This is a genomic window from Desertihabitans aurantiacus, assembly GCF_003344635.1.
Taxonomy (GTDB): Bacteria; Actinomycetota; Actinomycetes; order Propionibacteriales; family Propionibacteriaceae; genus Desertihabitans; species Desertihabitans aurantiacus.
On the sequence record NZ_QPKK01000083.1, the window covers coordinates 1 to 13,887 of the forward strand.

Below are 13,887 nucleotides of genomic sequence, written 5' to 3' on the forward strand. Positions count from 1 at the left end.
CACGAGCCGGAGCGGCCGCGTCCGCTGCCGGCCGCGGCCGAGCTGGTCGACGAGCGCAGCGGCGTCCGGATCGTCCCCGGCCGGCTGGTGGTCGTGGTCAGCGGCGTCCCCGACGACTCGGCGGCGCTGGCCGACCGGCTCGGGCGCTACCTGCCCGACACCGGCACCCCGCCCAGCCTGGACGTCGACGACTCGCTCAAGGGCGGGGCCCGTCGGGCGGCCAAGGCCGAGATGGCCCAGCTGCGGCGGGCCCGTGCGGTCGCCGACGAGGAGCAGGCCTCGGCCCGCTGGGGGGTCAGCCTCGGCGGGGTCGACCTGTCGGAGCTGTCGCTGGCCGAGCTGCGCCGCCACGTCCTGGTCAGCGACACCAGCAGCCAGGTCTTCGCCGGCACCCTGCAGCAGGCGGTCGACCCGCACGGCCGGGCCAGCCGCGAGCAGGCCGAGGAGGCGCTGCGGGTGGCCTCGGCCGAGGACGTCTACGAGGCGCTGCCCGGCGGCTGGCAGGGCGTGCTGGACGAGCGCGGCCGCGGGCTGTCCGGCGGGCAGCGGCAGCGGGTGGTGCTGGCCCGGGCGCTGCTGATGGACGCCCCGGTGCTGGTGCTGGTGGAGCCGACGTCGGCCGTCGACGCCCACACCGAGGCCCGGATCGCGGAGCGGGTCACCCGCTACCGGGCCGGGCGGAGCACCGTGGTGATGACGGTGTCCCCGCTGTGGCTGCACCACGCCGATGAGGTGCTGTGGCTGGAGGACGGCCGGCTGGCCGGCCAGGGCAGCCACAGCGAGCTGCTCGCCGAGCCCGGCTACCGCCGGGTCGTCGCCCGGGGGATGGAGACCAGCGGTGTCTGAGACCTGGCTGGACGACTCGGCCCGCACCTGGCGCGACGACCGCGTCGTCGCGCCCCGGGTGCCGGCGGAGCTGGTGCCGCCGCACCACGGCCGGGTGGGTGAGCGGCTGCGCGCCTGGCAGCGCCGGCACCGGCTGCGGGCGGAGCGGGCCGACGGCTACTTCCACTCCTCCCGCGCGCCCGAGCGCGGTCTGCCGGTGGCTCCGGCCAGCGCGGTCACCGGGTTCGTCGGTGAGCTGCTCAGCCACCGGCGCGCCCGGGTGGCCTGGCTGCTGGCGCTCAACATCGCCGCAGCGGTGGCGGGGCTGGTGGTGCCGCGGCTGCTGGGCTCGCTGGTCGACCGGGTCGCGGCCGGGCAGACCACCCTGGCCACCATCAACGCGCTGGTGCTCGCGGTGGCGGCCGTCGTGGTGGTGCAGGCGCTGCTCACCTTCGGGGCCCGCTTCTCCTCCACGGTGCTCGGCCAGGACGTGCTGGCCTCGGCGCGGGAGAACGTCGTCCGCACGGTGCTGTCGCTGCCGCTGAGCCGGGTCGAGAGCGCGAGCTCGGGCGACCTGGTCACCCGGGTCACCCGGGACGTCTCGGCGATGAGCAACTCGGTGCAGTACGCGCTGCCGCAGGCGGTGATCGCGGCGGCCACCACCGTGCTGACCATCGTCGCGCTGTGCCTCAACAACCTGCTGCTGGCGGTGCCCTCGCTGCTGGCGCTGCTGCTGGTGTCGTTCCCGGTGCGGGCCTACCTGCGGCGCGCCCCGCGCGGCTACATCACCGAGGGCGGCACCTACTCCCGGATCAACACCACGCTGACCGAGACGGTGGAGGGCAGCCGGACCGTGGAGGCGCTCGGCCTGCGCGGCCAGCGGATCGCGGTCGGCGACGACGACGTGGCCGAGTCGGCCCAGGCCGAGCGCTACACGATGTCGCTGCGCAACCTCATGTTCGGCTGGATCGACCTGGCCTACAACACCCCGCTGGTGGCGGTGCTGCTGCTCGGCATGGTCGGCTACGGCCAGGGCTGGGTGAGCCTGGGCGAGATCACCACCGCCACCCTCTACGTGCAGGCGCTGGTCGAGCCGGTGGACCGGCTGATCGCCAACGTCGACCGGCTGCAGGTCGGCATCGCCTCCACCACCCGGCTGCTGGGCATCCGCCAGGTGCCCCAGGACCGCACCCCCGGCGACGACCGCCCGCAGGGGGTCGACCTGGTCGGTCGCGACCTGCGCTTCGCCTACCGCGAGGGCCACGACGTGCTGCACGGGGTGAGCCTCACCCTGCGGCCGGGGGAGCGGCTCGCGGTGGTCGGGCCGAGCGGGTCGGGCAAGTCGACGCTGGGACGCCTGCTGGCCGGGATCAACGGCCCGCGCACCGGGTCGGTGACCGTCGGCGGGGTGGAGCTCATCACGCTGCCGCTCGACCTGCTGCGCACCGAGGTCGCCCTGGTCACCCAGGAGCACCACGTCTTCGTCGGCACCGTCCGCGACAACATCGTGCTGGCCCGTGAGGACAGCCCGGACGAGGTCGTGGTGCGGGCGCTGCAGGCGGTGGACGCCTGGGACTGGGTGCAGCGGCTGGACGCCGGCCTGGACACCATGCTCGGCAGCGGCCACACCAGCCTGACCCCGGCGCAGGCCCAGCAGGTGGCGCTGGCCCGCCTGGTGGTGGCCGACCCGCACACGCTGGTGCTGGACGAGGCCACCTCGCTGATCGACCCGCACACCGCCCGCGACGTCGAGGGCTCGATGGCCGGCCTGCTGGCCAACCGGGCCGTGGTGGCGATCGCGCACCGGCTGCACACCGCCCACGACGCCGACCGGATCGCCGTGGTCATCGACGGCCGGGTGGTCGAGCTCGGCAGCCACGACGAGCTGGTCGCCCGCGACGGCGAGTACGCCGCCCTCTGGCGCGCCTGGACGTCCTGACCCCGCCCCCTCGTTCCGCCGGTTCGAGGTATCAGTGGACGCTGTGCCGTCCGGTATCACCTCGAACCGCTGGGGTCGCCGCATCCGCCGCCCCGCTGACTCAGCCCTCGCCCAGCTCCTCCAGCGCGTGCTGGGCCTCCTCGGCCTCCGCCTCGGCCCGCTCCACCGCCTGCTCGGCCTCGGCCAGCGCCGAGCGGGTGCGGCCCTCCGCCTCCTGCGCCTCCGCCTCCGCGGCCTCGGCGGCGGCGAGCTCGTCGCGGAGGTCGGCGACCTCCTGGCTGCGCCGGTCCAGCTCCTCGGCGGCCTCCAGGTGCTGCTCCTCGGCCTCGGAGTGCACTGCGCGGGCGTCGACCAGTGCGGTACGCAGCGTCTCCAGCCGCTCCCGGGCCTCGGCCAGCGCCTTCGCCCGGGCCTGCTCGGCCTCCCGCTCCTTGCGGGAGCGTCGGCGGTCGCGGGCGGCCGACAGGTCGACCACCGGGGTCGGCTCGGCGGCCGGCCGGCTCTCGACGAGGCCGAACCCGGAGTAGCTGACCGGCTTGCTCAGCCGGCCGTGGCGGACCGTCTCGGCCACCTCCGGGTCGGCCAGCGCGGCCTGCAGGCTGCCGGCCACCTCGGCCCGGACTGCCTCGCTGGGAGGGTGCCCGTGGTCGGCGGCCAGCCGGGCGGCCCGCCGGGTGAGCGCCTCCACCACCTGGGTGCGCTGGGCGGCCAGCGGCCGCAGCTCGTCGGCCGACAGCGTCTGGTGCGCCGCCCGCAGCGCCTCGCCGAGCTCGAGCAGCTCACCGACCGAGGCGGCCTCCTCGCGGGCCAGCAGGTTGACCACCCAGGCAGAGACGGTCGGACGACGCAGCCCCTTGATCCGCTGGGCCCGGGTGCGGTCGCCGCTGCTGCGGGCCTCCGCGGCCAACGCGTCCCGGGCCGCGACGAACTCGCCCGGGTCGAGGGAGAACAGCCGGTCCAGCTCGGGGTCCTCCGCGTCGCCCCCGGCGGCCGGACTCACCGCGGCACCACCAGCACGATCTTGCCGTGGTGCTCCCCGGACTCCAGCAGCGCGTGCGCCCGGGCGGCCTCGGGCATGCTGACGCGGGTCTCGTGCGCCAGCCGGACGTCCCCGCTGCTGAGCATCGGCCACACCTCCTCGCGCACCCGGGCGCAGATCGCGGCCTTCTGCGCGGTGGGGCGGGAGCGCAGGGCGAGGGCGCTGACGCTGCCGCGGCGACCCAGCAGGGCACCGAGGTCGAGCTCGCCGCGGCGTCCGCCCTGCATCCCGATCACCAGCAGGTGCCCGTCGGCGGCGAGCACGCCGACGTTGGGCTCGAGGTACTTCGCCCCCATCACGTCCAGCACCACGTCGACCCCGTCCGGGGCCGCCTCCCGGACGGCGGCGGCCCAGTCGTCGGCGTAGTCGAAGGCCTCGTCGGCGCCGAGCCGGCGGCAGTAGTCGCGCTTGTCCGGCGTGCCGGCGGTGGTGAGCACCCGGCAGCCCAGCGCCTTGGCGTACTGCAGGGCGAAGGAGCCGACCCCGCCGGCGCCGCCGTGCACCAGCACGGTCTGCCCGGCGACGAGCCGGGCGTGGTCGAAGTTCGACACCACCGTGGCCGCCACCTCGACCAGGCCGCCGGCGCTGACCAGGTCGGTGCCGACGGGCGGGGGCAGCACCTGACCGGCCGGGACGGCGACCCGCTCGGCGTACCCGCCGCCGGCCAGCAGCGCCACGCAGGGGTCGCCGACCTGCCAGCCGGTGACGTCGGCGCCGACCTCGACGACGGTGCCGGCGCACTCCAGGCCGAGCAGCTCCGAGGCACCGGGCGGCGGCGGGTAGTGGCCCTGCCGCTGCAGCAGGTCGGCCCGGTTCACCCCGGCCGAGACCACCTCGACCAGCAGCTCGGCCGGTCCGGGCCGGGGGTCGGGGGCCTCGCCCCAGACCAGCACCTCGGGCCCGCCGGATCCCTCGCACCGCACCGCACGCATGCGGCCAGCGTGCCACAGGGCCGCTCCCGCCGGACGTCCGGCGGCGGGACTGCGGGCCCGGGCCGTCGCCACTAGGATGTGTGGCTCCCGGGCACGTCCCGGGTCCGGCGGGGTCGCATAGTGGACTAGTGCAGACGCCTTGAAAGCGTCCGAGCGGGCAACCGTTCCGTGGGTTCGAATCCCACCCTCGCCGCCCACCACGACGAGAGGGAGCCCGTGAGCCTGCACCGATTCCGCCCACCGCTGCCGATCCGCGCGCTGTCCGTGGCGGCGGGGCTGGCGGTCGCCGGCGCGGTGCTGTCGGTCGCGCTGACCGCGGCCACCGGCAACCGCTGGCTGGCCGCGCCCGGTCTGGTGCTGGTCGCGCTGGGGGCCGCGATGCTGGTGGCGGCGGTGGTCACGACATCGCGCAACCGGGCCGAGATCGAGCTCGACGACGAGGGCTACCGGGTGCGCAACCGGGTCGGGGAGCGCAGCGGGCGGTGGCGCGACGTCAGCAAGGTGGTGCTGGCCCAGAGCGGGGACCGGATCACCTTCGTGGCCAAGGACGGCTCCCACGTGCACCTGGTCTGCCCGCAGGGGTCGGTGGACGCGCTGGTCGGCGAGGTGACCACGCTGCTCAACCGCGACCGCGGGTACGGCCGGATCTGACCCGCCCGGGCCCGGGCGGGTCGGGCGCTCAGCCGGTCTTGGTCGGCCCGGGCTGGGAGGCGGCCGCCGCCTCGGGGTCGAAGGCGCACTCGTCGGCGGTCGACTCGCTGGCCTTCGTCGGCTCCGCGGAGGGGTCGGGGCTCGACCCGTCGGCTGGGGTGCCGGAGGCGTCGGGGGAGGCCGTCTCGGAGGGGTCGGCGCTCTCGGACGGGCCGGGGCTGCCCGAGGTCGGGTCGTCGGCCGGCTCGTCGGGGCTGCCGGTGGGCCCGCCGGAGGGCGCCGGGTCGGCGTCCTCCTTCTGCCCGGTCTCCTCCAGCGCCTTCTGCACCCGCTCGCGGACCTCGGGCCAGTCCGGGTTCTCGGAGAAGAAGCCCTGGTCGCCGTTGCGGAACAGCACGCTGCGGGTGTTGCCGTCGCGGACCCGGAGCGCGAGCTCGAGGAAGGCCGGCAGCATCTCCTGCGGGACGTCGGTCTGCACGATGTCCTGGGAGGCCTTGGCGATCGCCTCGTAGCGGGTCAGCACCGTCTGCGGGTTGGCCTGCTTGATGACCGCGTCGATGACGCAGCGCTGACGGGCCATCCGCTCGAAGTCGTCCGAGCCGTAGCGACCGCGGGCGAACCACAGCGCGTCACCGCCGTTGAGGTGCTGGTTCGGCCCCGGCTCGAGGTAGCGGTCGGGGTAGATGCCGCGGTCGGTGTTGCCGCCGACGGCGACGTGGGTGTTGATGTTGACGGTGATCCCGCCGAGGGCGTTGATCATCTTGCTGAAGCCCTGCAGGTTCACCAGCGCGTAGTAGTCGATGTCGAGACCGAGCGCCTCGCCGACCGAGAGCTTGAGGACGTCCGCGCCCTCGTGGTCGGTCTCGCCCACCGCACCGGGGTGCAGCGCCGGCACGTTGCGGTACATGGCGAACAGCACGTACTCGAGGTTGGCCGGGTCGTAGCCGTCGTAGAACCCGTTGGGGTAGATCGCGTCCAGCTCGCTGCCCGCGGGGAAGGGCATCCGCGCGGTGTTGCGCGGCAGGCTGAACAGCGTGGTGTCCCCGGTGACGGTGTCGATGCTGGCCACGATCACGGTGTCGGTGCGGATGCCTTCGCGGCCCTCGTCACCGTCCCCGCCCAGCAGCAGCACGTTGACCCGGGGCTGACCGGCCCACGGGTCGGGCTGGTTCGGGTCGACGGTGGGCCGGGTGGCGGAGTCGCTGTCCGCGCCGCTCTTGAACACCGCGCCGACCACGGCGGCCTGGTCGTGGGAGTAGCGGGCCGCGACCGCCATCGGGGCGGCCACCACGAAGGCCAGCACCGCCACCAGGACCGCGCCGAGACCGCGCTGCGCGCCGGCGACCCCCCGGGGCCGCAGCGCCAGGTGGGTGACGACGATGACCGCCACCCAGGCCAGCGCGACCAGCACCAGCAGCACCGAGACGGTGTCGAGGAGGGTCGGGTCGACCACGGCGCTGATCAGTGCCGAGCGCGCGAACAGCGCGACGCCCGCCAGCGCGAGCAGGGCGAGGACGAAGACGCCGAGGACGACGCCGCCGGCGCGGCGGTGCCCCGCCTTGATCAGGCCGACCCCGGGGACGAGGGCACCCAGTGCGGTCCAGCCGGCGCTGCTGCCGAAGCTGCCGCCGTCGGGGGTGCGCTCCGAGGACGCGCGCTCGTCTGCCACGGATCAGCTCCTCGGGATCTCCGGTCGGTCGGGTACCGGCACAGTGTAGGAGGCAGAGTCCAGCACACCGCGGGTGCAGCGCGGGCGCGCGCCGCGGGGGCCCGGGCGTCCGCCTTTGCCCTGGTCCACCTCGCGACGATAGTCTGGCCCGGCACCAGGAGGCGTCGCCTAGTCCGGTCTATGGCGCCCGCCTGCTAAGCGGGTTGAGGGCTTCAACCCTCTCGCGGGTTCAAATCCCGCCGCCTCCGCCGCACCACGAGGGCCCTGTCGGCACGACCGGCAGGGCCCTCGTCGCGTTCCCGGCCGGCTCGGACGGGTGCCCTACGGTGAGCGGGTGGCCGACCTCGAGCGCTCCCGTCCACCGGTGGGCACGGCGACGGTGACCCGGGTGGTCACCCGAGTCCTCGGCGTCGGGGTGGTCGACGTCCGCGAGCTGGCCGGCGGGAGCTACTGCCGCACCTTCCGCGTGGACCTCCGCGAGGACGAACCCGTGGTGGTCCGCTTCGCCCCGCCCGAGAGCCAGCAGCTCGCCTCCGAACGCCACCTGATGCGCAACGAGGTGGCCGGCACCCCGCTGCTGCAGCCGGTGCTGCCGGTGCCCCGCCTGCTCGCCAGCGACACGTCGCACACGCTCGTCGACCGCGACGTGGTGGTGCAGTCCTGGCTGCCCGGCGTCCCCGCCGCGGAGGCGCTGACCCGCAGCGGCGACCGGGACGCCCTCGTCCTCTGGGAGCAGCTCGGGGCCCTGCTCGCGCGGGTGCACGCCGTCGGCGGCAGCACCTACGGACGGCCGGGCGGGCCCGGGTCGGCCACCTGGTCGCAGGAGCTGGGCCGGCGGTTCACCCTGCTCGCGCTCGACCTGGAGCGGGCCGGTCTCCCTCCCGTGGCCGTGCACCGCTGCGCCGACCTGGTGTCCCGGGAGGCCGACCGGCTGGACGAGCGGCCGCCACGGCTGCTGCACGGCGACCTCGGGCCGGGCAACGTCCTGGTCGCCGGCCCGGACCGTCTCGAGGTGGTCGGCGTCGTCGACAACGACCGGGTCTGGTGGGGCGACCCGCCCGCCGACTGGACCTGGTACCTGGTCGACCGGCGCCGCCCGGCCCAGCAGGAGGCCTTCTGGTCCGGCTACGGCGGCCGGCCGGCGGTCGAGGCGGAGGTGCTCGGGCTGTACGCCGCCCGGAGCACCGCCGAGGCCGCGCTGGAGGCGCACCGCCTCGGCCTCGGCGACCGCCTGAGCCAGCACCTGTCCGAGCTCACCCAGCAGGTCGACCGGTTGACCTAGAGAGGCCCGGCAGGCCGGCGGCTCAGCCGAGACGGCTCCGCAGGGTGTCCAGCTCCTCGCGCAGGGCCTCGGGCAGACGGTCACCGATCTCGGCGAACCACTCCTCGACCAGCGGGACCTCCCGGCGCCACTCCCCGGGGTCGAAGGCGGTGGCCCGCTCGACCTGCGCCGGGTCGACGCGGAGACCGGTGAGGTCCAGCTCGCCCGGGGCGGGCAGCACGCCGACCGGGGACTCCTGACCGGCGGCCCGGCCCTCGAGGCGGTCGACCACCCAGGTGAGGACGCGCGAGTTCTCCCCGAACCCCGGCCACAGGAACCGGCCGTCGGCGTCGCGGCGGAACCAGTTGACGTAGAAGACCGCCGGCAGCCGGACGTCGGGACGCTCGGCCAGCGACAGCCAGTGCCGCAGGTAGTCCCCGACGTGGTAGCCGAGGAACGGCCGCATCGCCATCGGGTCACGGCGGACCACGCCGACCTCGCCGGCGGCCGCCGCGGTGGTCTCGCTGGAGCAGGTGGCGCCGAGGAACACCCCGTGCTGCCAGCTGGTGGCCTGGGCGACCAGCGGCACCGTGCTGGGACGCCGTCCGCCGAACAGGATCGCGTCGATCGGGACGCCGTCGGGGCTGTCGAAGTCCTCGGCCAGCGTCGGGCAGCTGGTGATCGGGGTGCAGAAGCGGCTGTTGGGGTGTGCGGCCGGCTCCCCGGGCGTCCCGCCGTCCGGGCCCTCCTCCGGCGCCCAGGAGCGGCCGCGCCAGTCGGTGGCGTGGCGGGGCGGCTGGGTGGTCATGCCCTCCCACCACACGTCGCCGTGGTCGGTGACGGCCACGTTGGTGAAGATGGTGGGGCCGCGGTCGATGGTGCGCATCGCGGTCGGGTTGGTCTGCCAGCCGGTGCCGGGCGCGACGCCGAACAGGCCGTACTCGGGGTTGACCGCGGTCAGCCGGCCGTCCGCGCCGACGCGCAACCAGGCGATGTCGTCGCCGATCATCTCCGCCCGCCAGCCCGGCACGGTGGGCTGGACCATGGCCAGGTTGGTCTTGCCGCAGGCGCTGGGGAAGGCGGCGGCCACGTGGTAGCGGCGGCCCTCGGGCGAGATCAGCCGGAGGATGAGCATGTGCTCGGCCAGCCAGCCCTCGTCGCGGGCCATCACGCTGGCGATCCGCAGCGCGAAGCACTTCTTGCCGAGCAGCGAGTTGCCGCCGTAGCCCGAGCCGTAGGACCAGATCGCCCGGTCCTCGGGGAAGTGGGCGATGAACTTCTCGGGGTTGCAGGGCCACGGCACGTCGCTCTGCCCGGGCGCGAGCGGGGCGCCGACGGAGTGCAGGCACTCGACGAAGTCGGCCTCGCCGGAGGCGGTCATCGCGGCCAGCGGTTCCGCGCCCATCCGGGTCATGATCCGCATCGACGCGGCGACGTAGGGCGAGTCGGTGAGCTCGACGCCGAACTTCGGGTCGGCGGCGTCCATCGGGCCGAGGCAGAACGGCACCACGTACATCGTCCGGCCGCGCATCGAGCCGCGGAACCGCTCCGTCAGGGTCGCCCGCATCTCCGCCGGGTCGCGCCAGTGGTTGGTGGGTCCGGCGTCGGCCTCGTCGACGGAGCAGATGAAGGTGCGGTCCTCGACGCGGGCGACGTCGTCGGGATCGGTGCGGGCGGCGAAGGAGCCCGGCCGGGTGCGCGGGTCGAGGCGGACCAGCGTGCCGCTGCGCACCATCTGCCGGGTCAGCTCGTCCCACTCGGCCTCCGAGCCGTCGCACCAGTGCACGGCGTCGGGGGTGGTGAGGGCGGCGACCTCCGCGACCCAGCGCAGCAGCCTGCGGTGCGTGGTCGGTGGGGTCGTCGTGCCGGTGGGGCGTTCGAGCTGCAGCGTCATCGCGTGTCCTCCCAGAGAGCCATACCAGTGAACAGGTGGACTGACAGTAGCCCATGGAGGCCGCTGGTCTCATACCAACCGAGATACTGGTCTGTGACACCGCTCACCACCGCTGCGGCTGGGGGGCGGGAGGGATTTGGCCCGGGCGCGCGATGGCGGCTAGAGTGACTCCTCGGTTCGACCGGCGCTCGTAGCTCAACGGATAGAGCATCTGACTACGGATCAGAAGGTTGGGGGTTCGAGTCCCTCCGAGCGCGCAGCAGACAGCCCCTGGCCAGCAGGCCAGGGGCTGTCGTCGTCCTCGGGCGTGTCGTCTCCGGGGGGTGCCGGGTCAGCGGACCCCCGCGCCGGCCAGCGCGTCGGCCAGCTCGCGCCCGCAGCGACGGGCGTGCTCCTCGGCGTTCGCCCGCAGCTCGGCGGCGGCGTCGGTGAAGGCATCGAGAGCCGGGTTGGTGCCGACCAGCGTGAACGGACGCTCGACCACCCGCAGGTCGAGACCCCAGACGTCGCCGAGCACCCGGCACAGCCACGCCGTCGAGTGGTCCCAGCCGTCCTTCGGCGTCCCCGGGCCGTAGTTGCCGCCGAGCACCGTCACCAGCGTCGCCGGCTTGCCCTGCAGCGCCGTCCCCTGGGGGTCGATCCGCGGGTCGGTGTAGGCCAGGTCGAACCAGGTCTTGAAGTGCTGGGAGACGCCGTAGTTGTAGAGCGGCACCGTGAAGAGCAGGGCGTCGGCCCCGACCAGCTCGTCGGCGAACGTCGTCGCCAGCGCGCGGGCCTCGCGCTGGCCGGGGGTGCGCTCCTCCTCGGCGACGAAACCGCCGGTGACGGCGTCCTGCCAGGCGGTCGCCGGCACCGGGGAGGCGGCGAGGTCGCGGCGCACGACCTCGGCCCCGGGGCGGGCAGCGCTCCACTCGGCCTCGACGAGGTCGCCGAGGGCGCGGCTGGCGCTGGTGGTCGGGAAGATGCTGGCATCCAGGCGGAACAGGGTCATGCCACTCCGATCGTCTTTGTGTAGTCGCTCAGAAAATCATAGCGACTCGACGGAGGTTAGCACGGGTAGCATGGGGTCATGACCGAGACCGAGCACGCGCGGTGTGACGCTGCCGTCACGCTCGCGTTCAGCGTGCTCGGCAAGCGCTGGAACGGGATGATCCTCAGCACGCTGAGCGACGAGCCGCTCTCGTTCGCCGTGCTGCGGCGCTCGGTGGGTGGGATCAGCGACGCCGTCCTGTCCGACCGGCTGACCGAGCTCGCCGGGGTGGGACTGGTGACGCGGGAGGTGAGCCCGGGCCCGCCGGTGTCGGTGAGCTACGGGCTGACGGAGGCGGGCCAGCGGCTCGTCCCGGTGCTCGACCAGCTCGGACGCTGGGCCGCGGAGAACCTGCGCAGCTGTTGACCGCTGCCGGGCTCAGGCGCCCGGGGCGGGGGCGACGACGACCGGACGGGCCGTCCCGCGCCGGATCCGCGGACGCCGGCGGGCGCGCAGCCGCTCCGCACGCAGCAGCATCGCGGCGTCGCCCTCGAGCGAGCCGATGGTGGTCAGCGCGCCGGCCACGGTGAGGTCGCCGCAGTGCCGGGCGGCGGCGTCGTCGGCGATCAGCTCGACCAGCAGCCCGCTGACCCGCTCCAGCTCGCGCGGCCCGGGCAGCAGCGGCACGCAGGCGGCGTTGAGCCGGGCCAGCCGCAGCAGCAGCGGGTGGTGCAGCCGCAGGTGGGCCTGCTCGTGCAGCACCACCGCGCGCAGCTCACCGGCGTCCAGCGAGCGGGCCAGGCCGCTGGAGACCAGCACCCGGTGCCGGCAGCCGACGGCCGGGGCGCGTCCCGGCAGCGCGCAGGCCACCGCCCGCGGCGACTCCACCACGGTGATCGAGGTGCCGTCGGCCACCGCCCGGTGGATGCCGCGCTCGGCCTCGAGCGCGCTGAGTCCCCGCCGGGCGCGACGCTCGTCCCGGGCCAGCCGGCGGTACTGGGTGGTGACGACGACGCCCACCACGCCGGCCACCGCGAGCACCCCCCACAGCAGGACGACGGCCTGCACCGAGACCCAGCCCGCCCCGTCGGCGGTGGAGCGTCCCACCAGCACCGCGGCCAGCCACATCGCCGCCACGAAGCTGGTGGCCGCGCCGGCCAGCCCGGTGTGCAGCGCCAGCTGCCAGAGCCCCAGGCACAACCCTGGACGGTCGAAGCGCCAGCTGCCGCGGGTGAGCAGCCGCGGCGCCAGCACGGCCATCGCGGCGGCGTAGGTCAGCGGCAGACCGATCAGCAGCAGGCCCGCGAGGACGTCCACCTCAGGCCCCCGACCCCGGCCGCTGCAGGGCGTCCCGCAACGCGGCGACGTCCTGGGGGTCGAGGCTGCCGGCGAACTTCAGCAGGGCAGCGGTCCGGTCGCTGGAGTCGGCCAGCGTGGCCAGCATCGCCTCGCCGGTGTACTCCGACTCCGAGCGGGCCGGGCGGAACCGCACGCCGCGGACGCCCTCGCCGACCCGGACCACCTCCCCCTTGACCCGCAGCCGCTCCAGGGCGGTGAGCACGGTGGTGAGGGCCGGGGTCGCGCCGGGCAGCCGGAGGAGCAGCTCCTGGGCGGTCAGCGGCTGCTCGCTCTGCCAGAGGGTGCGCAGCACCGCGGTCTCGAGCTCGCCGCGGGCCCGTCGTCGTGCGCTGGTCATCGTCCACCCCCCGGGCGGGAGGCTACCGCGGGGGTGGCGCCGCCACGGAGAGCGTGGACAATGACCGACGTGGACACCGACGTGGTCGTGGTGGGAGCAGGTCTGGCCGGGCTGGTGGCCACCGTCGAGCTGGCTGCGGCGGGCCGCCGGGTGACGGTCGTCGACCAGGAGCCGGAGGCCTCCCTGGGTGGGCAGGCCTGGTGGTCGTTCGGCGGGCTGTTCCTGGTCGACTCGCCCGAGCAGCGCCGGCTCGGGGTCCGTGACTCCGCGGCGCTGGCGCTGCGGGACTGGATGGGCAGCGCCGCCTTCGACCGTGCCTCCGACCACTGGCCGCGGCGCTGGGCCGAGGCCTACGTCGACTTCGCCGCGGGGGAGAAGCGCTCCTGGCTGCGCGGGATGGGCGTCCGGTTCTTCCCGGTGGTCGGCTGGGCCGAGCGTGGCGACGGCACCGGCCGCGGGCACGGCAACTCCGTCCCCCGCTTCCACATCGTGTGGGGCACCGGGCCCGGTCTGCTGGAGCCGTTCCTGCGCCGGCTGCACGAGCACGTGGACGCGGGCCGGGTGCGGCTGCTCCTCCGCCACCGGGTCGAGGCGCTCGTGCTCACCGGTGGACGGGTGACCGGGGTGCGCGGCAGCCGGCTGGTGCCCAGCGGCGTCACCCGCGGCGAGGCCAGCCCGCGCGAGGTCGTCGGCGACTTCGAGCTGGCCGCCGACGCGGTGCTGGTCACCTCCGGCGGCATCGGCGGCGACCTCGAGCTGGTGCGCCGCAGCTGGCCCGACCGGCTGGGCGGGCCGCCGCAGCGGTTGGTGGCCGGCGTCCCCGCCTCGGTGGACGGCCGGATGCTGACGGCCGCCACCGCCGCCGGCGCCAGCCTGATCAACCCCGACCGGATGTGGCACTACACCGAGGGCCTGCAGAACCACGACCCGGTGTGGCCCGACCACGGCATCCGGATCCTGCCCGGGCCCTCCTCGCTCTGGGTGGACGGCGCCGGCCGGCGGCTGCCGGCC

The 13,887-nt window shown here is 75.2% G+C and carries 13 protein-coding genes and 3 tRNA genes; 9 read left to right on the top strand and 7 right to left on the bottom strand.

All coding sequences use genetic code 11. The annotated features are described in order from the left end of the window. The coding region (locus DVA66_RS08745) for an ATP-binding cassette domain-containing protein (RefSeq protein WP_157973920.1) at window positions 1-846 on the top strand (846 nt) is incomplete at its 5' end. Beyond that, entirely contained in the window at window positions 839-2,764 is a 1,926-nt protein-coding gene (locus DVA66_RS08750) for an ABC transporter ATP-binding protein (protein WP_198671607.1), read from the top strand. The genes DVA66_RS08745 and DVA66_RS08750, both read left to right, overlap by 8 nt. Window positions 2,765-2,864: 100 nt before the next feature. On the opposite strand, the gene DVA66_RS08755 is transcribed toward DVA66_RS08750, so the two are convergent. Both DVA66_RS08755 and DVA66_RS08760 read right to left on the bottom strand, forming a co-directional pair. Beyond that, entirely contained in the window at window positions 2,865-3,764 is a 900-nt protein-coding gene (locus DVA66_RS08755; protein ID WP_114559738.1) for a hypothetical protein, read from the bottom strand. Beyond that, the gene (locus DVA66_RS08760; protein ID WP_114559739.1) at window positions 3,761-4,735 is read right to left on the bottom strand and encodes an NAD(P)H-quinone oxidoreductase; all 975 of its coding nucleotides are present in this window, start codon (window positions 4,733-4,735) and stop codon (window positions 3,761-3,763) included. The genes DVA66_RS08755 and DVA66_RS08760 overlap by 4 nt, the downstream gene beginning before the upstream one ends. Window positions 4,736-4,841: 106 nt before the next feature. On the opposite strand from DVA66_RS08760, the gene DVA66_RS08765 reads away from it, so the two are divergent. After that, window positions 4,842-4,928: transfer RNA gene (locus tag DVA66_RS08765), tRNA-Ser, on the top strand. A gap of 23 nt (window positions 4,929-4,951) precedes the next feature. Beyond that, window positions 4,952-5,386 carry a hypothetical protein gene (locus DVA66_RS08770; RefSeq protein ID WP_114559740.1) on the top strand — a complete coding sequence of 145 codons (435 nt, stop codon included), beginning with the start codon at window positions 4,952-4,954 and terminating at the stop codon, window positions 5,384-5,386. A 28-nt stretch (window positions 5,387-5,414) separates the two neighbouring features. Here the strand turns inward: DVA66_RS08770 and DVA66_RS08775 are convergent, their stop codons facing one another. Then, window positions 5,415-7,055, bottom strand: coding sequence for an LCP family protein (locus DVA66_RS08775; protein ID WP_114559741.1), 1,641 nt, complete (start codon window positions 7,053-7,055; stop codon window positions 5,415-5,417). Between the two features lie 157 nt (window positions 7,056-7,212). Between DVA66_RS08775 and DVA66_RS08780 the strand changes: the two genes are divergently transcribed. Together DVA66_RS08780 and DVA66_RS08785 are read left to right on the top strand one after the other, a co-directional pair. Beyond that, window positions 7,213-7,303 (top strand) — tRNA-Ser (locus tag DVA66_RS08780). Window positions 7,304-7,389: 86 nt separating this feature from the next. After that, complete coding sequence (locus DVA66_RS08785) at window positions 7,390-8,337, top strand: phosphotransferase family protein (RefSeq protein ID WP_157973921.1); 948 nt, start codon at window positions 7,390-7,392, stop codon at window positions 8,335-8,337. Between the two features lie 22 nt (window positions 8,338-8,359). Here the strand turns inward: DVA66_RS08785 and DVA66_RS08790 are convergent, their stop codons facing one another. Continuing rightward, window positions 8,360-10,210 (bottom strand): phosphoenolpyruvate carboxykinase (GTP), encoded by a 1,851-nt coding sequence (locus DVA66_RS08790; RefSeq protein ID WP_114559743.1) that lies wholly within the window; start codon window positions 10,208-10,210, stop codon window positions 8,360-8,362. A 184-nt stretch (window positions 10,211-10,394) separates the two neighbouring features. On the opposite strand from DVA66_RS08790, the gene DVA66_RS08795 reads away from it, so the two are divergent. Beyond that, window positions 10,395-10,467: transfer RNA gene (locus tag DVA66_RS08795), tRNA-Arg, on the top strand. Between the two features lie 74 nt (window positions 10,468-10,541). Here the strand turns inward: DVA66_RS08795 and DVA66_RS08800 are convergent. Continuing rightward, window positions 10,542-11,201 (bottom strand): FMN-dependent NADH-azoreductase, encoded by a 660-nt coding sequence (locus DVA66_RS08800; RefSeq protein WP_114559744.1) that lies wholly within the window; start codon window positions 11,199-11,201, stop codon window positions 10,542-10,544. A 78-nt stretch (window positions 11,202-11,279) separates the two neighbouring features. Here DVA66_RS08800 and DVA66_RS08805 point away from each other — a divergent pair, with 78 nt between their 5' ends. Next, window positions 11,280-11,606 (top strand): winged helix-turn-helix transcriptional regulator, encoded by a 327-nt coding sequence (locus DVA66_RS08805; RefSeq protein ID WP_114559745.1) that lies wholly within the window; start codon window positions 11,280-11,282, stop codon window positions 11,604-11,606. A 12-nt stretch (window positions 11,607-11,618) separates the two neighbouring features. Here the strand turns inward: DVA66_RS08805 and DVA66_RS08810 are convergent, their stop codons facing one another. Both DVA66_RS08810 and DVA66_RS08815 read right to left on the bottom strand, forming a co-directional pair. Further along, the gene (locus DVA66_RS08810) at window positions 11,619-12,497 is read right to left on the bottom strand and encodes a M48 family metalloprotease (RefSeq protein ID WP_114559746.1); all 879 of its coding nucleotides are present in this window, start codon (window positions 12,495-12,497) and stop codon (window positions 11,619-11,621) included. A gap of 1 nt (window position 12,498) precedes the next feature. Then, window positions 12,499-12,876, bottom strand: coding sequence for a BlaI/MecI/CopY family transcriptional regulator (locus DVA66_RS08815; protein ID WP_114559747.1), 378 nt, complete (start codon window positions 12,874-12,876; stop codon window positions 12,499-12,501). Between the two features lie 60 nt (window positions 12,877-12,936). Between DVA66_RS08815 and DVA66_RS08820 the strand changes: the two genes are divergently transcribed. Beyond that, window positions 12,937-13,887: FAD-binding dehydrogenase (locus DVA66_RS08820; protein ID WP_114559748.1), on the top strand; the 951-nt coding region annotated here is incomplete at its 3' end.

Bases quoted from the DNA above. Each gene is read 5' to 3' on its own strand.
- DVA66_RS08815 (WP_114559747.1), bottom strand. From the start codon at position 12,876: ATGACCAGCGCACGACGACGGGCCCGCGGCGAGCTCGAGACCGCGGTG.
- DVA66_RS08800 (WP_114559744.1), bottom strand. From the start codon at position 11,201: ATGACCCTGTTCCGCCTGGATGCCAGCATCTTCCCGACCACCAGCGCC.
- DVA66_RS08805 (WP_114559745.1), top strand. From the start codon at position 11,280: ATGACCGAGACCGAGCACGCGCGGTGTGACGCTGCCGTCACGCTCGCG.
- DVA66_RS08760 (WP_114559739.1), bottom strand. From the start codon at position 4,735: ATGCGTGCGGTGCGGTGCGAGGGATCCGGCGGGCCCGAGGTGCTGGTC.
- DVA66_RS08790 (WP_114559743.1), bottom strand. From the start codon at position 10,210: ATGACGCTGCAGCTCGAACGCCCCACCGGCACGACGACCCCACCGACC.